This window comes from Halomonas alkaliantarctica, assembly GCF_029854215.1.
Taxonomy (GTDB): Bacteria; Pseudomonadota; Gammaproteobacteria; order Pseudomonadales; family Halomonadaceae; genus Vreelandella; species Vreelandella alkaliantarctica_A.
Genome location: NZ_CP122961.1, coordinates 374,934 through 399,183 on the forward strand (window position 1 = coordinate 374,934; position 24,250 = coordinate 399,183).

At 54.8% G+C, this 24,250-nt stretch carries 15 protein-coding genes and 3 rRNA genes; 10 read left to right on the plus strand and 8 right to left on the minus strand.

The window, feature by feature from the left end; translation table 11 throughout:
• Positions 1-80: 80 nt before the first annotated feature.
• On the plus strand, positions 81-1,757 hold the full coding sequence (gene ligB / locus QEN58_RS01810) for an NAD-dependent DNA ligase LigB (protein ID WP_280105491.1): 1,677 nt from the start codon (positions 81-83) through the stop codon (positions 1,755-1,757).
• Here the strand turns inward: ligB and QEN58_RS01815 are convergent.
• A complete protein-coding gene (locus tag QEN58_RS01815) occupies positions 1,754-2,689 on the minus strand; it encodes an AEC family transporter (protein WP_280105492.1) in 936 nt (311 codons plus the stop codon). The genes ligB and QEN58_RS01815 overlap by 4 nt on opposite strands.
• A 145-nt stretch (positions 2,690-2,834) precedes the next feature.
• Here QEN58_RS01815 and metF point away from each other — a divergent pair, with 145 nt between their 5' ends.
• Positions 2,835-3,677, plus strand: a complete 843-nt coding sequence (gene metF / locus QEN58_RS01820) for a methylenetetrahydrofolate reductase [NAD(P)H] (protein ID WP_280105493.1) — start codon at positions 2,835-2,837, stop codon at positions 3,675-3,677.
• 98 nt (positions 3,678-3,775) lie between these two features.
• Here the strand turns inward: metF and QEN58_RS01825 are convergent, their stop codons facing one another.
• The 4 genes from QEN58_RS01825 to prlC form a co-directional block, all read right to left on the minus strand.
• The gene (locus QEN58_RS01825; RefSeq protein ID WP_280105494.1) at positions 3,776-5,977 is read right to left on the minus strand and encodes a TRAP transporter permease; all 2,202 of its coding nucleotides are present in this window, start codon (positions 5,975-5,977) and stop codon (positions 3,776-3,778) included.
• Positions 5,978-6,081: 104 nt separating this feature from the next.
• A complete protein-coding gene (locus tag QEN58_RS01830; RefSeq protein WP_280105495.1) occupies positions 6,082-7,074 on the minus strand; it encodes a TAXI family TRAP transporter solute-binding subunit in 993 nt (330 codons plus the stop codon).
• A gap of 320 nt (positions 7,075-7,394) precedes the next feature.
• Positions 7,395-7,646, minus strand: a complete 252-nt coding sequence (locus tag QEN58_RS01835; protein ID WP_071695148.1) for a YheV family putative zinc ribbon protein — start codon at positions 7,644-7,646, stop codon at positions 7,395-7,397.
• A 63-nt stretch (positions 7,647-7,709) separates the two neighbouring features.
• Positions 7,710-9,758 carry an oligopeptidase A gene (prlC, locus tag QEN58_RS01840; RefSeq protein WP_280106883.1) on the minus strand — a complete coding sequence of 683 codons (2,049 nt, stop codon included), beginning with the start codon at positions 9,756-9,758 and terminating at the stop codon, positions 7,710-7,712.
• A gap of 209 nt (positions 9,759-9,967) precedes the next feature.
• Here prlC and QEN58_RS01845 point away from each other — a divergent pair, with 209 nt between their 5' ends.
• From QEN58_RS01845 to QEN58_RS01855, 3 genes are all read left to right on the plus strand, one after another.
• Complete coding sequence (locus QEN58_RS01845) at positions 9,968-11,308, plus strand: sodium-dependent transporter (protein WP_133733595.1); 1,341 nt, start codon at positions 9,968-9,970, stop codon at positions 11,306-11,308.
• 48 nt (positions 11,309-11,356) lie between these two features.
• Positions 11,357-11,902, plus strand: a complete 546-nt coding sequence (locus tag QEN58_RS01850; RefSeq protein WP_280105496.1) for a gamma carbonic anhydrase family protein — start codon at positions 11,357-11,359, stop codon at positions 11,900-11,902.
• Between the two features lie 129 nt (positions 11,903-12,031).
• The gene (locus QEN58_RS01855) at positions 12,032-12,703 is read left to right on the plus strand and encodes a metal-dependent hydrolase (protein WP_280105497.1); all 672 of its coding nucleotides are present in this window, start codon (positions 12,032-12,034) and stop codon (positions 12,701-12,703) included.
• On the opposite strand, the gene QEN58_RS01860 is transcribed toward QEN58_RS01855, so the two are convergent.
• The 3 genes from QEN58_RS01860 to QEN58_RS01870 are packed head-to-tail and all read right to left on the minus strand — an operon-like array spanning position 12,679 to position 16,743.
• Entirely contained in the window at positions 12,679-14,061 is a 1,383-nt protein-coding gene (locus QEN58_RS01860; RefSeq protein ID WP_280105498.1) for a sigma-54-dependent transcriptional regulator, read from the minus strand. The genes QEN58_RS01855 and QEN58_RS01860 overlap by 25 nt on opposite strands.
• On the minus strand, positions 14,054-15,973 hold the full coding sequence (locus tag QEN58_RS01865) for a sensor histidine kinase (RefSeq protein ID WP_280105499.1): 1,920 nt from the start codon (positions 15,971-15,973) through the stop codon (positions 14,054-14,056). The genes QEN58_RS01860 and QEN58_RS01865 overlap by 8 nt, the downstream gene beginning before the upstream one ends.
• Complete coding sequence (locus QEN58_RS01870) at positions 15,970-16,743, minus strand: GntR family transcriptional regulator (RefSeq protein ID WP_280105500.1); 774 nt, start codon at positions 16,741-16,743, stop codon at positions 15,970-15,972. Before QEN58_RS01870 ends, QEN58_RS01865 begins: the two co-directional genes overlap by 4 nt.
• A 298-nt stretch (positions 16,744-17,041) precedes the next feature.
• On the opposite strand from QEN58_RS01870, the gene lldD reads away from it, so the two are divergent.
• From lldD to QEN58_RS01895, 5 genes are all read left to right on the plus strand, one after another.
• Positions 17,042-18,196, plus strand: coding sequence for an FMN-dependent L-lactate dehydrogenase LldD (lldD, locus tag QEN58_RS01875; protein WP_280105501.1), 1,155 nt, complete (start codon positions 17,042-17,044; stop codon positions 18,194-18,196).
• A 504-nt stretch (positions 18,197-18,700) separates the two neighbouring features.
• Positions 18,701-20,233 (plus strand): 16S ribosomal RNA (locus tag QEN58_RS01880).
• Between the two features lie 286 nt (positions 20,234-20,519).
• A 23S ribosomal RNA gene (locus QEN58_RS01885) occupies positions 20,520-23,412 on the plus strand.
• Positions 23,413-23,563: 151 nt separating this feature from the next.
• Positions 23,564-23,679: ribosomal RNA gene (rrf, locus tag QEN58_RS01890) — 5S ribosomal RNA — on the plus strand.
• The 16S, 23S and 5S rRNA genes sit together here, the layout of an rRNA operon.
• Before the next feature lie 303 nt (positions 23,680-23,982).
• Entirely contained in the window at positions 23,983-24,171 is a 189-nt protein-coding gene (locus QEN58_RS01895) for a hypothetical protein (protein ID WP_280105502.1), read from the plus strand.
• The last annotated feature ends 79 nt before the right edge of the window (positions 24,172-24,250 follow it).

The window sequence follows — 24,250 nt, forward strand, 5'->3', positions numbered from 1 at the left end:
CGGGGGCTTTTTTATGCGCTATTTCAAAACCCTGCGCTAGGCTAAGCCTAAAGGTTGATTTGTTCACGCGGGAGTAAGTAATGTTATTGGGTGTACGAACTTGGGTGTTGGGCGGCCTAATCTGGCTTGTCACTTTTTCCGCACAGGCTGCCCAATGCCCGGATTGGCCGGAGGAACGCTTAAGCCGCGAAAGCAAAGCGTTGGCCGAGCAGGTTCAGCGCTGGGACACTGCCTACCACGACGAAGGTGTCGCGCTGATCGATGACGCCCTTTACGACCAAGCGGTTGAGCGCCTAACCACTTGGCAGCGCTGCCTGGGCAATGTACCTGACCATCGCCCGCTTACACGCGTTACAAGCAGCAGCGGCACCCTTGAGCACCCAGCGGCGCAGCGTGGGCTTGATAAAGCCGATGACGATGGCGTCAGGCGTTTTACCAGTCGCCGCGAAGACCTTTGGATCCAGCCCAAAGTTGACGGTGTGGCAATTACGCTGCGCTATGCCGATGGCGAACTGGTCGAAGCCGTTAGCCGTGGCGACGGCGAGCGGGGCCAGGACTGGACAGCCCGTGCCCGACAGCTCCCCGCTGTTCCCAATACGCTACCCGAGCCTGTTTCTGCAGTACTCCAAGGCGAGCTGTATTGGCGGTTAACCCAACACGTGCAGTCACGTTCACCCGCATCGGGTGCCCGGGGTGCCGTGGCGGGAGCAATGGCGCAATCCTCTCCTACAGCGGCCACCTTTGAGCGTATTGGCCTGTTTGTCTGGGGCTGGCCCGATGGGCCTACCGCAATGCAGGAACGTTTAGCTCGGTTAAGTGAGCTGGGCTTTGATAGCGCTGACTACACTCATCCGCTGGATGACCGCCGTGATTCCACTTATTGGCGTGATAGCTGGTTCAATGGTCCTCTGCCGTTTGCCACCGACGGCGTAGTCATCAAACAGGCAGAGCGCCCCGGCGTGCGTCGCTGGTCATCTTCGCCCCCGGAGTGGGCTATTGCCTGGAAATACCCCGCCCAGCAGGCGCTAGCGGAAGTGCGCGGCATTGAGTTTCGTGTTGGGCGCACCGGGCGCGTGACGCCACTGGTGTGGCTTAATCCGGTAAAGCTGGAGGGGCGACGCATTAGCCGCGTTTCGTTGGGCTCGCTGGAGCGCTGGGAATCACTGGATGTTCGCCCCGGTGATCAGGTAGCGATCTCCTTGGCGGGCTTAACGATCCCCCAGTTAAGCGAGGTGGTGTGGCATACCCAGGAGCGCTCGCCGCTGACGCCGCCGTCTCCCCAGCGCTTTAACCTGCTGAGCTGTTTTGCATTAACGTCCGGCTGCGATGGACAGTTGCTGGCGCGGCTCACCTACCTTGGCGAGCAGCTTGGTATGCAGGGGATCGGTGAAGGCACCTGGCAAGCGCTGATGGACGCGGGCGTTGTCACTCATTTACTGGGCTGGCTGAACGTTGAGCCAGGCCAACTGCAACAGACCTATGGCATTGGCGAGACCACTGCTGATGCGTTACTGGATCAGTTTCAAGCCGCCCAGGGCGAGCCTTTTGCGGCCTGGTTAAGTGCGCTGGGGGCGCCGCCGGGTAGCGAGTCGGTTAGCGGGAATTGGGATGAGTTAGCGGGCTACCAGCGCGAAGAGTGGCAAGCCGTTCCCGGCGTTGGCCCAGTGCGCGCTGAGGCGCTTGTGGCGTTTTTCAGCCACCCCGATGTGCAGGACATGGCAGCAAAGCTTAACGAAGCGGGTGTTGCCGGTTTTTAGCTTAGTCCTGTGAGTCGCAGCATCAACCCAAGATAAAGCGGAATCAGTAGCGGCGCGAGCAATGTCGTTACCAGCACGGCTAGCGCACCTTTCTGCGGCTGAATGCCCAGCTCCATAGCGACCACCACCACATTAGCCGCCATAGGCACCACGCCCAGCAGTAGCAGTGCCATGGCAAGCTCGGTGGAGAGTGGGGTGACCCACTGCAACACCAAAACGGCCAATAGCATGGCTAACGGCCATAGCAAATAGCGCAGCCCCAGGCAGGCGGCCACGAAACGGGTATCCCAGGCGGAAAGTGTCACCTGGCTAAGCGTCATGCCAATAATCATCATGCCTAGCAGCGTGTAAGTGGCAGGGAATACTGCCAACGAATTCATCACCGCAGCAGGTATGGTGATTTCAAGGGTGCTAAGCAGTAACGCGAATAGGAATGCATAGATCAGCGGTAAGCGAGAAATTTTGATCAGACTCTCGCGTACTGAAAAGCGTCCGCGCGCACTAAGGTAAAAGCCCACGGTAAATTCGTAAATATTAATTCCCAGCATACAGAATAGGTAAAGGGTAACGCCTTCAGGGGGTAGCAAAATCAGCGCAATCGGTAGGCCAAAATAGCCGGTATTACCCGTTCCAGAGGAGAACGCCAGCAGCGCCGCTTCCTGCTCACCAAAACGGTGGCGAGTAATGCGCTGTACGACCAGGGCCATTAGGCTTGCCAGAATGAACAACGCTAATGTGAGTAAAAGATAGTCAGGTGTTGGGCCGCCGTTCATCAGCGCGCGAAAAATCGTAAAAGGCGCTATCAGGTAGACCAGCAGCGTCGCAATCGGACGAGGGTCTAGCTTGAGTCGTTGGGCGGCCAGCCAGCCTAGCCCCACGTAGCTGAGTAGCATAAGTAATGGCCCAACGAGCGCCCCAGGTGCAAGATCCATTTATTCTCCCATTGGATATGTGGTGACTCGCTAACATGAGCCGAATTAAAGGCCAAGCGTGGAATCTTTCATTAGCCCCAGCGCGCTAGAACAGCGAGAATACCTCAAAATATCATTACTTTTGATCACTAATTAAGGAAATCCTATGAGCAGCCATGAGCATCCTCTAGGTATCAGCTTTGAATTCTTTCCGCCCAATACCGATGCTGGGCGCGATAAGCTGATCCAGGTTCGCGATGAGCTGGCCGCCCGGAACCCACGGTTTTTCTCGGTGACTTACGGTGCCGGCGGATCTACCCAGGCACGTACCCGTGAGGTGGTGCGTGAAGTGAGTGAGAGTGGCATCACCACCGCCCCGCATCTCTCCTGCATAGGCAGTGAGAAAGCTCAGCTGCGTGATCTGCTGTCGCAGTACCGCGAAGAGGGGGTAGACAGTTTAGTCGCGCTGCGTGGTGACATGCCTTCCGGTATGGGAAGCATTGGCGAGCTACGGTATGCCAACGAACTGGTTGAGTTTATTCGCGCGGAAACGGACGATCATTTCAACATCGCGGTAGCCGCTTACCCGGAGTCTCATCCTCAGGCGCCTAATCTTGATAAGGATGTGGAAAACTTCGCGCGTAAAATGAAAGCTGGCGCCAATATGGCCATCACCCAGTACTTCTTCACCGCCGATGCCTACTTCAACTTCGTCGATAAAGCCCGCGCGCTGGGCGTTGAGCAACCGATTATTCCCGGCATTATGCCAATTACCAACTACACCAAGCTGGCGCGTTTCTCTGACGCCTGTGGTGCTGAGATCCCACGCTGGATTCGCAAGCAGTTGGAGTCCTATGGCGATGATAGCGAAGCGATAGCCGCCTTTGGTACCGATGTGGTGAGCCGTCTTTGCCAACGATTACTGGATGGTGGTGCGCCAGGCCTGCACTTCTACACGCTTAATCAAGCTGCACCGGTACTAAAGGTCGTCGACAATCTGGTCGATTAATCAAGTCAGATTATTTACCTGCTCAGCACTTACTAAAAACCCCGCTCAACATTGTTGAGCGGGGTTTTTTACGCTTAGCGTTTAGCGGCTTAAATCAATCAGCCAGCTTGCGCCGTTTTACTACCACCACCGTGCACCTTACGTTGCATCATGAATAGCACGATACCAATCGCAAGGCCTGCAATGTCGGTATAGATACCGCCGTAGATTAAGAATATTGCGCCCACCAGCATCAGCACGCGCTGCCAGGCGTTAACCGGTCCAAAGAACCACGCCTGCACCATGCCCGATAGCAGTACAATGCCCAGCGTCGCGGTTAAACCAACGCGCAGGATCTGCATCGCAGAGCCTTCCATCAGCATGGCCGGGCTGTAGAAGAACATAAACGGCACGATGAACGCGGCCAAACCAATCTTGAATGATGCCACTGACGTACCCATGGGATTGTCGCCGGAAATACCGGCGGCGGCATAGGAAGCCAAAGCCACAGGTGGCGTAATCGCGGAGACGACCGCAAAGTAGAACACAAAGAAGTGGGCGATCAGTGGCTCAATACCGATATTGATTAAGCCCGGAGCGACCACGGAAGCGGCCACCGCATAGGCGGCGGTAGTAGGCATACCCATGCCGAGTAGAATACTGATCAGCATGGCGAACACTAGCGCCAGCAGTTGGCTCACGCCCGCCAAGCCCAGTAGTAGCGACGAGAAACGCGCGCCTACACCCGTCAGCGAGATAACCCCGACGATTAAGCCCGCACAGGCACACACGGCGATAATCTGAATCGACATGGTGCCCGCTATTTGCAGCGCTTTAAGAATCGCACGGAAGCCCATTTTGTTGGGTGAGATCCAGCTAACCACCGCGGCTGACGCCGTTGCCAAGGTGCCCGCGCGAATCACCGAGTAGCCCATAAACAGGGCGACAATCAGAATAATAATCGGCGCGAACAGATAGACCTGCTTGACCAGCTTCGAGAACAGCGGAATCTCATCTTTGCGCATGCCCCGCATGCCTTTACGGGCGGCTTCAAAGTCGACCATAAAATAGATAGAGGCAAAATAGAGAATCGCCGGAATGACCGCGGCAAGAGCAATTTCGGTATACGGAATACCGGTCACTTCAGCCATGATGAACGCGCCGGCACCCATGATCGGCGGCATGATCTGACCACCGGTTGAGGCGGCGGCTTCGATGGCACCCGCGCTACGTGCTGGGTAACCGACTTTCTTCATCAAGGGAATGGTCAAGGAGCCGGTGGAAACCACGTTGCCCGCCGATGTGCCGTTGATCATGCCCATTAAGCCAGAGGCAAAAATAGCCACCTTGGCGGGGCCACCACGGGCACGGCCAGCGGCAGCAAAGGCAAAGTTAACGAAGTAGTCGCCTACTTTAGAGGCCTGCAAAAAAGCGGCAAAAATAATGAACAGAATAATATAGGTCGACGACACCGCAGTGGTGGGGCCGAGGATGCCTGCGTCGGTATACACCTGGCTAAAGAAGCGCTGTAGTGACAGCCCCGGGTAGCCTAAAAAGCCTGGTAGATAGGGCCCGGCGAACACGTAGGTCAGGAAAACTGCGGAAATGACCACCAGGGCGAGGCCCGCTACTCGGCGAGTCAGCTCTAGAATCAACAGAGAGCCTGCAATCGCCGCCCAGGAAATGCCTGATGGCGCAAAAGAGGTACCCGTCGACATACGAATATTGGTGTTATAAGCCACCAGCAAATAGCCAGCGCTGGCCAGTGCACAGACCATCAGTACCAAATCGGCTGGGTTGAAGCGATGCCGCGCCTGACGATAAAACCATGACAGCACGATGGCACTTGCCGTTGTCGCCATTAGCGGATAGCCGTAGTGCCAGTTTTCAATGTTCGGGTCGATGCGCATGGCGCTGCCGCTGAGCGTTTGATACATCAACAGCACTTGCGCCAGGGTATAGGCGGCGGGAATCAGTAACGCGTAGCTAATCCATTTGATCCAGGCACCTGACGCCTGATGATCGTCGTCGGCAAAACGGGCACCGGAAAAGAGCCCGTAACCGAGAATAAGGGCACCGGCAATATGCACAATACGAAACGACCAGGTTTCCATCGGATACACGTTGAGTGAAATCAGATGGAAACTTGAGTAAGCGATCGCTAATGCCGCAAATAGCAGGAACTGCCAGCCAGTAAACAGGCGGCGATTGGGTTCAACAACGTCTTCATCGACACCATCGGCAATGGACTCTGGTATCACAGACGCTGCGTGGGCATCATCCTTGAGGCCATCAGATTCTTGGTCGGTTTTGTGACTCATTAGAGTTCACCCTCACAGCAAAAAGCAGACAAAGGGGTAGCAGCAGCGAAAGCTGCCCCGCCCGGCAGGGCCGGAAACGGGGCAGTCAGAACGTTAAGCGTTGCTTAGTTGATCATGTCATCAGCAATTTCATAGCCGTTCTCTTCGTACCAGCGTGCAGCGCCGGGATGAAACGGTAGCACGGTGTTGTGCTTGATGTTTTCTGGAATGGTGGTTTCAGCACTGCGGTGTACAGAGCGCATACGGTCGTTGTTTTCCATGGTCGCCTTAGTGACTTCATAAACGAAGTCTTCCGGCAGATCGCAGCCAGCGATAGCGAAGTTCCACATGGAGACAGCGCGAGCGTCTTCTTCAAGCGTTGTATAAGTGTTCGCAGGAATCATGAATTCAGCAACGGGGAAGTTTTCCAGCACAGTGGCCAGCTCTTCTTCGTTAAATTCGATGATGTTGACATCAGTTTGTACTTCCAGCTGGCTAACAGCCGGGATGGGAATGCCTGCAGCGAAGGCGACAACGTCAAGCAGGCCATCCTGCAACTGACCGCCTAGGTCTGACCAGCCACCGTTACGACGTTCAAAGTCAACGCCCAGGGTTTCCAGGATTGCTGGGAAATAGGTGTCAGAGGTGGAGGCAGCCGGGCCAAAACCGATGCGTGCACCATCGGGAATGTCGGAAATTGACTCAATGCCGCTGTCGGAAAGCGCAGTAATGGAGAACGGCGTTTCGTACATGGGGAACATGGCACATACATTATCCATCTTCATGCCTGGTGCCAGCGGGCTTTCACCTTTGACGGCGTCTGAAGCGGGGCCCATGGTGGTTAAGCCAAATGCCATGTCGCCTGTGTGCACGAGCGCCAGGTTTTGAGTAGGACCGCCAGTGACTTCACCGCCGCCAGATACACCTAATTCATCTGCGATAAAGTTGGCCCAGCCTGAACCGTAGACGAAGTAAGTGCCGCCTTGGCTAGCGGTACCCACGGTAAAATTGTCGGGCCAACCAGAGCGATCTGCTTGCGCCTGGGCACTGCTGGCAGCGGCTACAAGCAGAGCGCTGCTGGCGAGAAGAGTGAACGTTTTAGGCATATGTTTGCGCATGGCGAAAATTCCTAGCTGTTATTGGGGTTATATACTGACAGCGACGATCAATGCCGCCAGTCGATACTACGTTAAGCAGGGTATCCAGAGTATATAACAGCGATAGTTGTGCCATTAAAAGGTTATGGTTTTAAAAACATATACTTATGAAATATTTATTCAACTTTGGTGGAAAGCGCTTTTTATCATAGTGTCCGATTGTTCGCACGTAAGTGGCTTGTTGGTGTGCGGATAACCGCACACCTGTTGTGAGGTGCAAGCGCTAGCGGTTGTGGGGTGGCAAGGAAAGAATGGACACACCGCCCTTGGCGGGCGGGAATTTAACGAGACGGTTTACCGGGATCCAATATACGCACGGGCTGTACATCCTGCTGCTTCTGGTCGTCGCGTACTTGGTTGACCCGGGTGGTCATTTCGGTCAGAGCGTCCTCCTCAATAGGCAGTTGCTCGAAGAAATCGCAGCTGACGCATTCCCGGTAGCGAATACCGTTTTGCTCCCAGGCGCGGATACGATCCATCGCTGCGCAGCGTGGGCAGGTCACACCGGCAATAAAGCGTTTAACCGTTGACATTGCATACTCCTGGCGCGCAGCGCCCAAGGCGCTGCGCATGGGAAAAGTGTATTTAAAACTGCATTAAGCAGCGCGAATGCCGCTATGGCGCAGTAGCGGTTCGACACTCGGCTCTCGGCCCCGGAAGGCGACAAACAGGTCAGCGGCATCGCGTGCGCCGCCCTGCTCAAGAATTTCGCGACGAAAGCGCTGTCCCGTTTCCGGATCAAAGATACCTGCCTCTTCAAAGGCGCTCCAGGCATCCGCCGAGAGCACTTCCGCCCACTTGTAGCTGTAGTAACCGGCCGCGTAGCCTCCAGCAAACACGTGACCAAAGCTATTTTGGAAGCGGTTGAACGGCACTTTTGGCAGCACAGACACCGCTTCGCGCACCTCATCTAACAAGGCTTGCACGTCGCTGGCGCTGGGAGTACTTAACTCATGATGCAGACGCAGATCGAATAGCGAGAACTCGATTTGGCGCATCATGCCCATTGCCGACTGGAAATTCTTGGCCGCCTGAAGGCGCTCAAGCAGCTCTGCTGGCAGTGGTTCGCCGCTATCCACGTGTTTGGCGAGTAGATCTAAGCCTTCACGCTCCCAGCAGTAGTTTTCCATAAATTGGCTGGGCAGCTCGACGGCATCCCAAGCGACGCCGTTAATGCCGGAAATATCGGCGATCTGCTGCTGGGTCAGCATATGATGCAGGCCGTGGCCAAATTCATGAAATAGCGTGGTGACTTCGTCGTGGGTTAGCAGTGCCGGGCGACCGTTTACCGGAGCGGTAAAGTTGCAGGTAAGAAAGGCGACGGGCAGTTGCAGGCCCTGCTCGGTTTGACGACGCACCCGGCAGTCGGCCATCCATGCGCCGCCTCGCTTGCCTTCTCTGGCGTACAGATCCAGATAGAAACCGGCAACTGGCTGACCATTTTCGGTGATGCGGAAATAGCGCACGTCATCGTGATAGCGGGGCGCCTGAGTATCTTCTTCAAAGCGTACACCGTAAAGGCGTTCAACCACCTGAAACAAGCCATCCACCACCTGGGGTGCGGGAAAGTAGGGGCGTAACTGCTCCTGAGAAATCGAATGGCGAGCTTCGCGCAGCTTTTCACTGGCATAGGCAACATCCCACGGCTCCAGCGTCTCTAGGCCTAGTTCATCACGAGCATAGGCACTGAGTTCTGCAAACTCCTCCTTCGCTTGAGGCAACGCACGGCGGGCTAAATCGTTGAGAAAATCGAGCACCTGCTCGGGAGATTCCGCCATTTTAGTGGTGAGTGAGTAATCAGCGTAGGTAGCAAAACCGAGCAGCAGGGCCATTTCACTGCGCAGTGCCAGTATCTCTTCCATGATCGCCGCGTTATCAAATTTGCCCGCATCTGGGCCTTCATCAGACGCACGGGTAACAAACGCGGTATACACCTCACGGCGCAGTTCGCGGTTATCGGCATAGCTAACCACCGGGAAGAAACTGGGAAAATCCAGGGTAATACGGTAGCCCGCAACGCCTTTCGCCTCGGCAGTAGCTTTTAAGGTGTCGAGGGCACTCTCCGGCACCCCCGCTAATGTCTCTTGGCTATCGATGTCCTTGTGCCACGCCTGGGTGGCATCCAGCACGTTATTCGAGAACTGGTTTGACAGCATTGATAGGCGCGACTGGATCTCGCCGTAGCGGGCTTTCTGGTCAGCAGGCAGGGCAACACCGGCTAGGCGGAAATCGCGTAGAGCGTTCTCCACGGTACGCCGTTGGGGAGCATTCAGGTGTTCCCAGGCGGGGCCATCTTTTAACGCTTGCCAGCCATTAAATAACCCTTCGTGTTGGCCTACCCAAGTGCCGAAGTCAGAGAGCTTCTCAAGGCATGCCTGGTACGCTTCACGCATCTCCGGGGAGTTCATGGTGCCGTTGAGGTGCGATACCGGTGACCATGCCTTGGTGAGCCGGTCATTAACCGTTTCAAGTGGCGCCGCAAAATTGTCCCATGTGGGCGGGGTAGCGGCTGCCTGTTCCGCCAAGCGATCAATGGCTTCACGGCTTTCGCTTAGCAGCGTCTCCACGGCAGGCTCCACGTGCTCGGGACGAATCTCTCCAAAAGGCGGGAGCTCGTGGGTCTCAAGCAGCGGATTGGTGGACAAAGGGGTGGAGGACATAGACACCTCGGGTGGCATGCTTTCACAAAGCACAGTTTAGGACGTCAGGAACGCGCAAAAGAGCGCAATAATAATGACACAGTGCGGGCGGTGGGGCCGTGTTTCAATGCTAGGTTCAATAACAGGGTTTGGCCTGCACGCAAGTGCCTGCTAGTCTTGCCGCCTTTTAATGCCGCCAATGGCAGGAGCAAGTGATGAGCGAAACGCTGGAGCGCTGGGGGTCGAAGCGGGCCTTTATCTTGGCGGTAACAGGTGCTGCGGTGGGGTTAGGCAATATCTGGCGCTTCCCTTACGTGGCCGGAGAGAACGGCGGTGCGGCGTTTCTACTGATTTATGTGGCGTTTGTGCTGCTGCTGGGTATTCCGGTGATGATGGCGGAGATTTTGATTGGTCGTGCCGGGCGGCGTGGGCCGATGCAGGCGTTGAGTGCCTTGGCGGCTGAGGCGGGGGCTTCGCCTCGCTGGCGCTGGCTGGGGCTATTCGGGGCGTTCACCGTATTCTGCATTTTATCGTTTTACTCGGTGGTGTCCGGCTGGTCGATTGAGTTTTTGGTGGCCTCTGTTAACGGCAATTTCAATGGCGCGAGTGCCGCTGAGATTGGCGCTGGTTTTGATGCCTTCTTGGCCAACCCGGGACTGCTGATCTTCAATCACTCACTGTTTCTGTTTATGACCATGACGGTTGTAGCGGCGGGCGTTGCCAAGGGGTTAGAGCGGCTGAATAACCTGCTGATGCCGCTGTTATACCTGCTATTGCTGCTATTAGCGGGCTATGCTGCGACCACTGACGGCTTTGCCCCTGCCTTGGCGTGGCTGTTTTTACCCTCTTTCGAGGCGCTAACCCCGGCGGTGGTCGTCCATGCCATGGGGCACGCGTTCTTTACTCTGGCGGTGGGCGCCTGTGCTTTGATGGCGTATGGCGCCTATATGCCGGAAGAGCAAAGCCTGCCTAAAGCCGCTGTGGCTGTCGCCGTACTCGATATTAGCGTGGCGTTACTGGCGGGGATCGCTATTTTCTCGGTGGTGTTTGCGCAAGGCATGGATCCCACTGATGGCCCAGGGTTAATGTTTGTTACCCTGCCTATTGCGTTTTCTGAGTTGCCTTGGGGCTCTGTATGGCTAAGCGTATTCTTTTTGCTGCTGTTACTGGCTACCTGGACATCGGCCATCAACCTCGCAGAGCCGATGGTCGCCACGCTTCAGGGCCTGGGGCTGCGCCGTAGTATATCGACAGCGATTGTTGCTATTAGCGTCTGGCTGATTGGGCTGTTATCGGCCTTCTCTTTTTCAACCCTGGCGGAGTTTCGGCCGCTATTTGGACGCAATGTCTTCGAGCTTGTCAGCAGTATACCGCCGGATGTTTTCCTGCCTTTGGGCGGCCTATTGATAGCCGTTTTTGCCGCTTGGGTAATGCCCCGCGATAGAGTGGTGAGCGCGTTAGGCATTGGTGAAAGCGGCTATCGGGTGTGGCGCAATATCATCCGCTGGGTGTCGATTCCGCTGACGTTTATTGTTCTGCTGGCCGGATTGCTATAGTGAGTTAAATAATTCTCTAACTGTCGATTAGAAGCCTAGGAGCGAGTTATGAGCAGTGCGTTAAGATCCTATCAAGGTATGGAACCCCAACTGGGCGAGCGCGTTTATATTGATCCGGCCAGTGTGGTCATTGGTGATGTGGTGATGGGCGACGACTGCTCTGTCTGGCCTATGACGGTTATACGTGGTGATATGCACCGTATTCGTATTGGCGCGCGTACCAGTGTGCAGGACGGCAGCGTGCTGCATATTACCCACGCCAGTGACTTCAGCCCGGAGGGGTTTCCGCTCACCATTGGCGATGATGTGACCATTGGCCATAAAGCGATTTTGCATGGTTGCACCTTGGGAAGCCGCATACTCGTGGGTATGGGCGCGATTGTGATGGATGGCGCGGTCGTTGAGGACGAAGTCATTATCGCCGCGGGTGCGGTGGTAACGCCGAGTAAGCATTTGGAAAGTGGCTATGTGTATGCCGGTAATCCGGCTAAAGCGCTGCGGCCACTCAAAGAGAAAGAGCGTGCGTTCTTTCCGTACACCGCTGGTAACTACGTTAAATTGAAAGATCGCTTTTTGGCCGAAGCCACACGCTAGTGTCTTGGCCTAGATCTACCCTAAGCGATTGCTAAGCCAACCTTTTTTTCTTAATTAGCCATGTCGCCAACGCTGAAAGTCTGTTAATTTATACAGTTTTCTGTTTTGCAGACTCTGGGATGCCGCGTCATGGCTAATTTTCGCACGCATATTACGGTAGCAGCGGCGGGCGGCATGCTAATAGCTTACGCAGGCTGGAAAGGTCAGTGGTGGCCGCCCTCCCAAGCACTGGTGATGATTGCATTAGTCACCTTTGGCGGCATTTTGCCCGATATTGACGCTGACCGTTCCCACTCTATACGTCTGATATTTAATCTGCTTTCGGTGCCTGCGCTGGTCCTGGGGGCGCTGCTGCTACAGCCATGGCTGACGCCGGGGGCGTTGTTGATTGCCTGCGGTGGGATTTACTTCAGTGTGCGCTATCTCGCAGGCCTGCTATTTTCGCGTTTCACCGTGCACCGCGGTATTTGGCACTCCTTATTAGCGGGTGGGCTATGTAGTCTGCTCACCTCCGCGTTAAGCTTTAATCTGCTCAACCAGCCTGCATGGCTGGCGTGGTCGCACGGTGCGGCTACCTTGGTCGGTTTTCTGATCCACTTGAGTTTGGATGAGATCTACAGCGTTGACCTTGAGGGGGCGCGGCTAAAGCGCTCTTTTGGTACGGCGCTTAAGCTAGGCGACAGTCGTCGGCCGATGTCCAACCTGCTGATGCTGATCGCCACATTGACGCTGATACCTTGGGTGCCGCCTTGGTCTGTGTTGGGGGAGTTGCTGCATCAGGGCTCGCTGCTGTGGCGATAGTCGTCGGCATTGAGGCCGTGCTTCTTAAGCTTGTCGTAAAAGGTTTTGCGCGGAATACCCAAGTGGCGACAAACGTCGGTTACCCGGCCATGGTAGCGCGACAGGGATTGGCTGATCAGGCTCTTTTCAAACAGCTCGACCTGGCGCGGCAAAGTAGGCTCTTCTGTGTCGGCGTTGACCCCTTCCAGTAGTGCATCCAGGCGATAGTCAAAGGCGGCGCCCAGCAGCACGTAGCGCTCGGCAAGGTTACGCAGCTCGCGCACATTGCCGGGCCAGTCATGGGCCAGCAGGGCGGCAATGGCGGAGCTGTCGAGGGTCGGTGCTTCCAGCCCGCTGCGGTTGGCGGCGACCACGGCAAAGTGCTGGAATAATAAGGGAATATCCTCACGCCGCTCGCGCAGGGCAGGCAGCGGCAGAGTGACCACGTTTAGCCGGTAGTAAAGGTCTTCGCGAAAACTTCCCTCTTCGGAGGCGGCTTTGAGGTCCACCTTGGTGGCCGCAATCACGCGAATATCGAGCGGGACGGTTTCATTGGCACCTAACCGCTCGACACTGCGTTCCTGCAGTACTCTCAGCAGCTTGACCTGCAGCGCCATGGGCATCGATTCGATTTCATCTAAAAACACCGTGCCGCCATTTGCGTGTTCAAACTTGCCAATGCGCCGCTCGACGGCACCGGTAAAGGCGCCTTTCTCATGACCAAACAGTTCGGACTCAATGGTATTTTCGGGCACCGCGCCGCAGTTGATCGCCATAAAGGGGCTGTTGCGCCGGTCGCTGCGCTCGTGGATCGCTCGCGCCACTAGGTCTTTACCGGTGCCGGTCTCCCCAAATAGCAGCACATCGGCCTCTACTTGGCTAATGCGCTGAATCATTGCAGCTAGTCGCGATATGACCACTGTTCGGCCAACTAAGCGTGGCCCCAGTGCGGCTTGTTGCACTTCCAATTCGGCTTTAAGGCGGTGGTTTTCCAAGCTGAGCTGGCGCTTCTCTATGCCCCGGCGCACCACATCTAGCAGTTGATCACCGGCAAAAGGCTTCTCGAGAAAATCCCAGGCCCCGGCGCGCATGGCTTCTACAGCTGTGGAAATATCGCCGTGCCCTGTAATTAAAATAATCGGCAGAGTGGCGTCTCGGCTGTGTAACTCATGGAGCAGTGCCATGCCATCCATACCCGGCATGCGGATATCACTGACAATGACACCCGGGAAGTCCGGCGTTAATGCTGCCAGGGCTTGTTCCGCCGATTCAAAGCAGTAGGGCGTATAGCCCGCAAGTTCTAGGGTTTGGCTGGCGGTGATCCGCAGATGCGGTTCGTCGTCGATCACCATGACCGGCAGCGTCGACGGCTCATGCATAAGAGGAGTTCTCCTGGGTGTAGGTTAGCGGTGAGTGGGGCAGGGTAATGGTGAAGCAAGCGCCGCCTTCTGGCTGGTTATCTGCCTGTAGCTTGCCACCTAAATCGTCCATGATACGCGATGAGATCGAGAGACCCAGCCCTAAACCACTGCCCGGCGCTTTAGTGGTAAAAAAGGGTTCAAAAATATGCCCCAAGTGCTCCTCGGGGATGCCTGGGCCATTATCGCTAACGCTAATAATGACCTGCTGCTGGTGTATGCGGGCGCCCAGGGTAAGTTGTGGCGCAGACACGCCTTTCATGGCCTGCAGCGCATTGCCGATTAAATTTACCAACACTTGTTCCAGGCGCACCAGATCGCCTTTAACCCATAGAGTTTCAGCAGGCCAATCCTGAACAATGGTGATATTGCCTTCGCGTAAGCGGCTTTGAAACAGGCGTAGAGCGTAGTCGATGCAGGCTTGTACCGAAATCGCCTCCTGGCGTTCGCTGCTCTTACGTGAAAACTGGCGCAGCTGCGCGCTGATATCCGCCATCCGCTCGGTTAGTTCAACAATTTGTTCCAGGTTGGCATCGGCTTTTTCGTGGCGTGCTAATGCCATAAAGCGGCGGGCGTTTTCCGCGTAAGCGCGAATAGCCGCCAGCGGTTGATTAAGCTCATGGTTGATGCCCGCGGCGAGCTGTCCCAATACAGCGAGTTTGGCGGCTTGAATCAGCTCGTCTTGGGTTTGTCGTAAGTTGGCTTCAGCGCGTCGGCGCTCTTCAATTTCATCCGAAAGGCGTTGGTTGCTGGCGACTAGATCTCGGGTGCGGCGTTCCACGCTAACCTCTAGTTCGTCACGCACGCGTGCCAAAGTGTTGCGCTCTCGCTCGGCAAACGCTTCACGCTCACGGCGTAGTCTCAAACGCTGCCAGCCAATGCCCGCACCAAGAGTGACCACGCCGTAGAGGCCGCCTGCCATCAGAGCAGCTATCCACTGAGCGCTAATCACCGGTGTTAGCGGCTTTAAAATATGCATTTGCCAGCCAAACTCAGGGATATGTCGGGTCAGACTAAGGTAGTCGCTGCTGCTTAATGGGCCTTGGGAGAAACTGACCAAATGGCTTCCCTGTCGGTAAGGTGCATTGACTTCAATACCCGAGGGGGACAACGGCTCCATGGCGTAGCGGCGCGTTTCCCTTAGGGCTTGACGCTGTTCTTCGGTAAGTGGGTAAAGGGCGTTCATGCGCAGCTCAGGATGGCTTGCCATGAAGATGATGTCGTCACTATCAGTGACAAACAGCTCGGCATCCTGCTCTGCCCAGCTATCTTCAACGTCATCTAACAGTACTTTCACCACTAGCACGCCGTCTGGCCGCGCATCGGGCGAGGTGTCATCTATCCATACGGGCGATGAGAAGTAGTAGCCTCGCTCAAGAGACTTGATGCCTAGACCAAAAAAGCGCCCCTGCCCCCCAGCAATGGCATCGGTGTAGTAAGAGCGAAAAGCATAATTCTGGCCAATAAAGGTGTTAGGGCGGTGCCAATTACTGGCGGCGATCGTGTCGCCATCGCGATTGAGTAAATAGACGTCTGAAACTCCCGCTGTAAAGCGGAAACGATCCAGCAGCATATTGAGCGGCATCGGGTCTTGGCTATCTGGAGAGGTCAAAAAGCGCTGCACGCCTTCCCGAGTGGCAAGCATTTGTGGCAGGTAGTCGTAGCGTAGTAGATAGCCGTTTAAGTTGGCGGCAGACAGCCGCAGTTCGTTTTCGGCATCATCCTGTAAGTTAGAAAGCGCTTGTTCACGCGCCAACTGGGCGGCCTGCCACATGCACAACGCTAAGCCGAGTGAAATAACCAGCAGCCACAGACGTCGCCAACGCAACGGCAAAGGGGTGGGCGCTGGGTTGTTCATGCCAGCGCTGTTCATGCTGACGTCTTACTATTGCCTTGGGCGCGGCGAAGGGCGCGCTGAGCACGGGTCTCAGCCTTGGCCATTTCAAGTAGGCCTTCTTCAACAAACACCAAGTGCTCATGGGCGCGAGCTCGGGCATCCTCAGCGCGACCTTCCAAAATGGCATTGAGCAGGGCGCGGTGCTGTTGCATTAACTGGCTGCGCGAACCTTCCTTGGCAAATAAATGAGCCAAGTTGTTCACGATGCTCTTCTCTAGCAGATGAAAAATGCCGCGAATGGTATGCAACAGCAGAACATTGTGGGCGGCCTCGGCAATTGCTAGGTGAAATGCCGCATCTAGTTTCGCTTCTTGAATGGGATCTGCGCCGGCAAAGCCACCGTCGAGTTCTTCGAAGCGCTGAATTAAGACGGCTTTGTCGGCGGGGGTTGAGCGCAGCGCAGCGTAGTAAGCGGATATACCTTCCATGGCGTCGCGGAATTCAAGTAAGTCCAGGTTAAATTCGCCGTGACGGGAGAGCATCTCCAGCAGAGGATCGGTATAACCATTGCTAAGGTCGTCGTTAACAAAAGTACCGCCGCCTTGGCGGCTGGTCAGCAAGCCGCGAGCGGCTAGTTTCTGGATGGCTTCCCGTAAAGAGGGGCGCGAAACGCCAAATCGCTCGGCTAACTCACGTTCGGGAGGTAAGCGCTGGCCTGGCTTTAGGCTGCCTTCCAGCATCATAGCTTCAAGGCGCTCAGTAATTACATCGGCCAAGCGCTGCTGGCGGAGCGGAGGGTAGCTCATAGTGAATAGCTCATGTCGTTTAGCGTCCGCAATTGGTAAGACCAATATTAAGAGCATTAGCGTTTGATCTCAAGCGCCTGCGAAGTGGGGTTTAACGCTAATAAAACGCATCTATAGCGTCTTTAAACTAAAGTATAGCGGCTTAAGGTGCTAAAGAGCGATATCTCCGTTTGACACGCTTAGGGCGGCTCACTACTGTTGGTGCTAGTTTTTTTGTCAATTGGTAAAACCAATTTTCCACTTTGGGGCGCCGGTGTATAGCGCATCCATTGCATAGGGCTATTGCACAGGGCTATCCATGATCATTTCAGCTTCCACTGATTATCGCCAAGCGGCCAAACGTCGTATCCCTCCGTTTCTTTTCCACTACGCCGACGGTGGTTCCTACGCGGAGCATACGTTGCGGCGCAATGTCGAGGATCTTGCTGGTGTCGCACTGCGTCAGCGCGTGTTGAAAGATATGTCTTCGCTATCATTGGAGACTACGCTGTTCGGCGAAACGCTTGCCATGCCGGTTGCCTTGGCGCCGGTAGGATTGGCAGGAATGTACGCTAGGCGCGGTGAAGTGCAAGCTGCCCGGGCAGCTACTAATAAGGGGATACCATTTACGCTATCGACAGTTTCGGTGTGTCCAATCGACGAAGTGGCCTCTGCTGTCGATCGGCCTATCTGGTTTCAGCTTTATGTGTTGAAAGACAGAGGGTTTATGAAGCATGTCTTGGAGCGAGCTAAAGCTGCAGGCGTCAAGACGCTGATCTTTACCGTCGATATGCCCGTGCCGGGGGCGCGCTATCGTGATGCGCATTCAGGCATGAGCGGTAAGCGCGGCCCAATGCGGCGAATGCTTCAAGCAGCAACGCATCCCTTTTGGGCATGGGACGTGGGTGTTAATGGTCGTCCTCATGACCTGGGCAACGTGTCAGATTATCGCGGCAAGCCAACTGAGCTTGAAGACTATATTGCTTGGCTTGGTGATAACTTTGATCCCTCCATCTCTTGGAAAGACCTGGAATGGATCCGTGAGCAATGGGATGGCCCGATGATCATTAAGGGGATACTCGATCCTGAAGATGCTCGGGATGCGGTCCGCTTCGGTGCGGATGGTATCGTTGTTTCCAATCATGGCGGTCGTCAGTTGGACGGTGTTCCCTCCACGGCACGTGCGCTGCCTGCTATCGCTGATGCGGTTAAGGGTGATTTGGCCATTCTTGCCGATTCCGGGGTGCGTAGTGGGCTTGATGTTGTGCGCATGATCTCGATGGGGGCCGATACCGTATTGATTGGGCGTGCTTTTATCTATGCACTTGCTACCGCTGGAGAAGCGGGTGTTTCTCATCTGCTTGAGCTATTTGATAAGGAGATGCGGGTTGCCATGACGCTCACCGGGGCGCGTAGCATTGCCGATCTCGGTTCGAGTTCGTTGGTGCCAGATTCGATCCACCACCTTGGATAGGAATGCTGACCTTTTAATTTTTAAAAACCCCTTGCCAACCCGTCAGCGAAACCGTAAAGTACGCATCCGCTGCCGGGGACGCCTAGCGTTACCAGCGGTGAATGAGGTGTAAAAGCCTTGGTTTGTCAAACAGTTACCGCTTCTGCGATAGCTCGCGGTTTTGGATGTTGTCAGCATCACATCGAAAACAACGCCCTTGACAAGCACTAGGAACTGCGTAGAATACGCCTTCCTCGCTGCGGCAAGCCAAGTCAACGGTAAGCCGGTTACTTTTACAGTAACTATCCAGCGAAACAGCTCTTTAACAATTTGATCAGGTAATTCATGTGGGCGCTTGCTGATGTTGGTGACAAATCACCCAATATCAAGGCAAGCGACTCAAGCAATAAGGTTGTAAAGGATTCGTCCTTTGGAATCTGTTTTGAATGAATTCGTTTGAACCTTGAGCCAAGTTTGGTTCGCTTCTGTCACTTTCGGGTGGCAGGTAAGAACCGCATAGATCTTAAACTGAAGAGTTTGATCATGGCTCAGATTGAACGCTGGCGGCAGGCCTAACACATGCAAGTCGAGCGGTAACAGATCTAGCTTGCTAGATGCTGACGAGCGGCGGACGGGTGAGTAATGCATAGGAATCTGCCCGGTAGTGGGGGATAACCTGGGGAAACCCAGGCTAATACCGCATACGTCCTACGGGAGAAAGGGGGCTTCGGCTCCCGCTATTGGATGAGCCTATGTCGGATTAGCTAGTTGGTGAGGTAAAGGCTCACCAAGGCAACGATCCGTAGCTGGTCTGAGAGGATGATCAGCCACATCGGGACTGAGACACGGCCCGAACTCCTACGGGAGGCAGCAGTGGGGAATATTGGACAATGGGGGCAACCCTGATCCAGCCATGCCGCGTGTGTGAAGAAGGCCCTCGGGTTGTAAAGCACTTTCAGCGAGGAAGAACGCCTGGTGGTTAATACCCGCCAGGAAAGACATCACTCGCAGAAGAAGCACCGGCTAACTCCGTGCCAGCAGCCGCGGTAATACGGAGGGTGCAAGCGTTAATCGGAATTACTGGGCGTAAAGCGCGCGTAGGTGGCTTGATAAGCCGGTTGTGAAAGCCCCGGGCTCAACCTGGGAACGGCATCCGGAACTGTCAGGCTAGAGTGCAGGAGAGGAAGGTAGAATTCCCGGTGTAGCGGTGAAATGCGTAGAGATCGGGAGGAATACCAGTGGCGAAGGCGGCCTTCTGGACTGACACTGACACTGAGGTGCGAAAGCGTGGGTAGCAAACAGGATTAGATACCCTGGTAGTCCACGCCGTAAACGATGTCGACCAGCCGTTGGGTGCCTAGAGCACTTTGTGGCGAAGTTAACGCGATAAGTCGACCGCCTGGGGAGTACGGCCGCAAGGTTAAAACTCAAATGAATTGACGGGGGCCCGCACAAGCGGTGGAGCATGTGGTTTAATTCGATGCAACGCGAAGAACCTTACCTACCCTTGACATCTACAGAAGCCGGAAGAGATTCTGGTGTGCCTTCGGGAACTGTAAGACAGGTGCTGCATGGCTGTCGTCAGCTCGTGTTGTGAAATGTTGGGTTAAGTCCCGTAACGAGCGCAACCCTTGTCCTTATTTGCCAGCGAGTAATGTCGGGAACTCTAAGGAGACTGCCGGTGACAAACCGGAGGAAGGTGGGGACGACGTCAAGTCATCATGGCCCTTACGGGTAGGGCTACACACGTGCTACAATGGCCGGTACAAAGGGCTGCGAGCTCGCGAGAGTCAGCGAATCCCTTAAAGCCGGTCTCAGTCCGGATCGGAGTCTGCAACTCGACTCCGTGAAGTCGGAATCGCTAGTAATCGTGAATCAGAATGTCACGGTGAATACGTTCCCGGGCCTTGTACACACCGCCCGTCACACCATGGGAGTGGACTGCACCAGAAGTGGTTAGCCTAACGCAAGAGGGCGATCACCACGGTGTGGTTCATGACTGGGGTGAAGTCGTAACAAGGTAGCCGTAGGGGAACCTGCGGCTGGATCACCTCCTTAAACGATGCGTCACAGTCAGTAAGCGTCCACAATGAATTACCTGATCAGATAGCTGTGATATGAGCAGTGATAAGCGAACGCTTTTCTAGCTTAGAAAAAGAAAAAGGTCTTCTTTTTTTAATGTGAAAAAAACGCTTATCACTGCTTATAGCAGTCGCTCTTTAACAATGTATATCATGCTGACAAGAACACTTCGCAAGAAGTGGTCTTAAATTGTGATACGCGTCAGCGTATCCGGCAAAATGAAACGTGATTATTGCGATATCCAGACTCCTTCGGGTTATAGGGTCAAGCAATTAAGCGCACACGGTGGATGCCTAGGCAGTCAGAGGCGATGAAAGACGTGGTAGCCTGCGATAAGGTTCGGTGAGGTGGCAACAACCTGTGACCCGGACATTTCTGAATGGGGAAACCCACTGACCATAAGGTCAGTATCTTACACTGAATACATAGGTGTAAGAGGCGAACCAGGGGAACTGAAACATCTAAGTACCCTGAGGAAAAGAAATCAACCGAGATTCCCCTAGTAGCGGCGAGCGAACGGGGACCAGCCCTTAAGCATGTGAATGATTAGGCGAACAGATTGGGAAGTCTGGCCGTAGCGGGTGATAGCCCCGTAGTCGAAAATCTGATCATGTGAAATCGAGTAGGTCGGGGCACGAGAAACCTTGACTGAAGACGGGGGGACCATCCTCCAAGGCTAAATACTCCTGACTGACCGATAGTGAACCAGTACCGTGAGGGAAAGGCGAAAAGAACCCCGGAGAGGGGAGTGAAATAGATCCTGAAACCGTGTGCGTACAAGCAGTAGGAGCAGACTTGTTCTGTGACTGCGTACCTTTTGTATAATGGGTCAGCGACTTATATTCAGTGGCGAGGTTAACCGTATAGGGGAGCCGTAGGGAAACCGAGTCTTAACTGGGCGACACAGTCGCTGGATATAGACCCGAAACCGAGCGATCTATCCATGAGCAGGGTGAAGGTTGAGTAACATCAACTGGAGGCCCGAACCAGGATCTGTTGAAAAAGATTTGGATGACTTGTGGATCGGAGTGAAAGGCTAATCAAGCTCGGAGATAGCTGGTTCTCCTCGAAAGCTATTTAGGTAGCGCCTCACGTAGTACCGCCGGGGGTAGAGCACTGTTTCGGCTAGGGGGTCATCCCGACTTACCAACCCGAGGCAAACTCCGAATACCGGTGAGTAACGCGTGGGAGACACACGGCGGGTGCTAACGTCCGTCGTGAAAAGGGAAACAACCCAGACCGTCAGCTAAGGTCCCGAAATCCTGGTTAAGTGGGAAACGATGTGGGAAGGCTTAGACAGCTAGGAGGTTGGCTTAGAAGCAGCCATCCTTTAAAGAAAGCGTAATAGCTCACTAGTCGAGTCGGCCTGCGCGGAAGATGTAACGGGGCTAAACCAGGTACCGAAGCTACGGGTTCATCCTTTTAGGATGAGCGGTAGAGGAGCGTCGTGTACGCCAATGAAGGTGGATTGAGAAGTCTGCTGGAGGTATCACGAGTGCGAATGCTGACATGAGTAACGATAAAGGGAGTGAAAAACTCCCTCGCCGGAAGACCAAGGGTTTCTGTTCGACGCTAATCGGAGCAGAGTGAGTCGGCCCCTAAGGCGAGGCCGAAAGGCGTAGTCGATGGGAAACGGGTCAATATTCCCGTACCGGACATGGTTGCGATGGGGGGACGAAGAAGGCTAGGTGAGCCAGGCGTTGGTAGTCCTGGTGAAAGTGAGTAGGCTGGGATCTTAGGTAAATCCGGGATCCTTTAAGGCCGAGACACGAAACGAACTGACCACGGTCAGGAAGTCACTGATGCCACGCTTCCAGGAAAAGCCTCTAAGCTTCAGATCATGTGCGACCGTACCCCAAACCGACACAGGTGGTCAGGGTGAGAATCCCAAGGCGCTTGAGAGAACTCGGGTGAAGGAACTAGGCAAAATGGTGCCGTAACTTCGGGAGAAGGCACGCCGGCGTAGGGTGATGAGACTTGCTCTCTAAGCCCGAACCGGTCGAAGATACCAGGTGGCTGCAACTGTTTATTAAAAACACAGCACTCTGCTAACGCGCAAGCGGACGTATAGGGTGTGACGCCTGCCCGGTGCCGGAAGGTTAAATGATGGTGTTAGCCGCAAGGCGAAGCTCTTGATTGAAGCCCCGGTAAACGGCGGCCGTAACTATAACGGTCCTAAGGTAGCGAAATTCCTTGTCGGGTAAGTTCCGACCTGCACGAATGGCGTAATGATGGCCACGCTGTCTCCACCCGAGACTCAGTGAAATTGAAATCGCCGTGAAGATGCGGTGTACCCGCGGCTAGACGGAAAGACCCCGTGAACCTTTACTATAGCTTCACACTGGACGCTGATGTTGCCTGTGTAGGATAGCTGGGAGGCTTTGAAACTCGGACGCCAGTTCGGGCGGAGCCAACCTTGAAATACCAGCCTGGCATCATTGGCGTTCTCACTCAGGTCCGTTATCCGGATCGAGGACAGTGTGTGGTGGGTAGTTTGACTGGGGCGGTCTCCTCCTAAAGAGTAACGGAGGAGCACGAAGGTACCCTCAGCACGGTCGGACATCGTGCATTGAGTGCAAGAGCATAAGGGTGCTTGACTGCGAGACAGACACGTCGAGCAGGTGCGAAAGCAGGTTCTAGTGATCCGGTGGTTCTGTATGGAAGGGCCATCGCTCAACGGATAAAAGGTACTCCGGGGATAACAGGCTGATACCGCCCAAGAGTTCACATCGACGGCGGTGTTTGGCACCTCGATGTCGGCTCATCACATCCTGGGGCTGAAGTCGGTCCCAAGGGTATGGCTGTTCGCCATTTAAAGTGGTACGCGAGCTGGGTTTAGAACGTCGTGAGACAGTTCGGTCCCTATCTGCCGTGGGCGTTGGATGTTTGAGAAGGGCTGCTCCTAGTACGAGAGGACCGGAGTGGACGACCCTCTGGTGTTCCGGTTGTCACGCCAGTGGCATTGCCGGGTAGCTATGGTCGGACGGGATAACCGCTGAAAGCATCTAAGCGGGAAGCCCCCTTCAAGATGAGACATCCCTGAGGCCTAGAGCCTCCTGAAGGGCCCAGCGAGACCAGCTGGTTGATAGGCACGGTGTGGAAGCGCTGCAAGGCGTTGAGCTAACGTGTACTAATGGCCCGTGAGGCTTGACCCTATAACACCCAAGGGGTCTGGTCGTGATGATGACGTTGATGAATGCCGGATACGCAGCGTGTGGCCCAAACGACATAACGTAAGGGCGGCAGGCGATAAGACGCACACAATTGAGTTAAAAACAGTCAGCATGATGTACATAGCCAGTTACGCCTGACGACCATAGCACGCGTGAACCACCTGATCCCTTGCCGAACTCAGAAGTGAAACCGCTTAGCGCCGATGGTAGTGTGGGGTCTCCCCATGCGAGAGTAGGTCATCGTCAGGCACTTATTTAACAAGAAACCCAGCCACCCGGCTGGGTTTCTTGTTTGTGTGGAAAAAAGAAAAAAGCCATGTCATGGCGACGAGCTTGCGATGCTGCCATATTAACCCGCAGCAGCATGCCTCCGGAGATTGCGTCACTGCATTCGCAAAGGCAAAGCCGCACTTATTTGTGTGTAATATTAAAGCAGTTGTTTTAAATATATCTATAACAATAAGTTGTGTATTAGATGTGGTATTGTTGCCAAGCAGCATCTAGTATTATGTTGCACGTACCCAGAAGTAAAATCTCAGGAGGAGAAACGGTATGACGACGCAATTAGCCAAGAAGCTAGCCATCGCCCTTTTTATGGCTTTAATGGCAGGTGGTCTTGTCGCATGTGATGATCAAGGCCCAGCTGAAGAAGCGGGTGAAAACATTGATGACGCCGCAGAAGATGCCGGGGAGAGCATGGAAGAGCTCGGCGAAGATATGGAAGAGGCGGCCGAGAACTAGGCCGAGCCTTTGTTTGTTGAGTTAGTCGAAGCAGTCGCTGAAAAGCGGCTGCTTTATTGTTTGTATCGCGTCTATTATG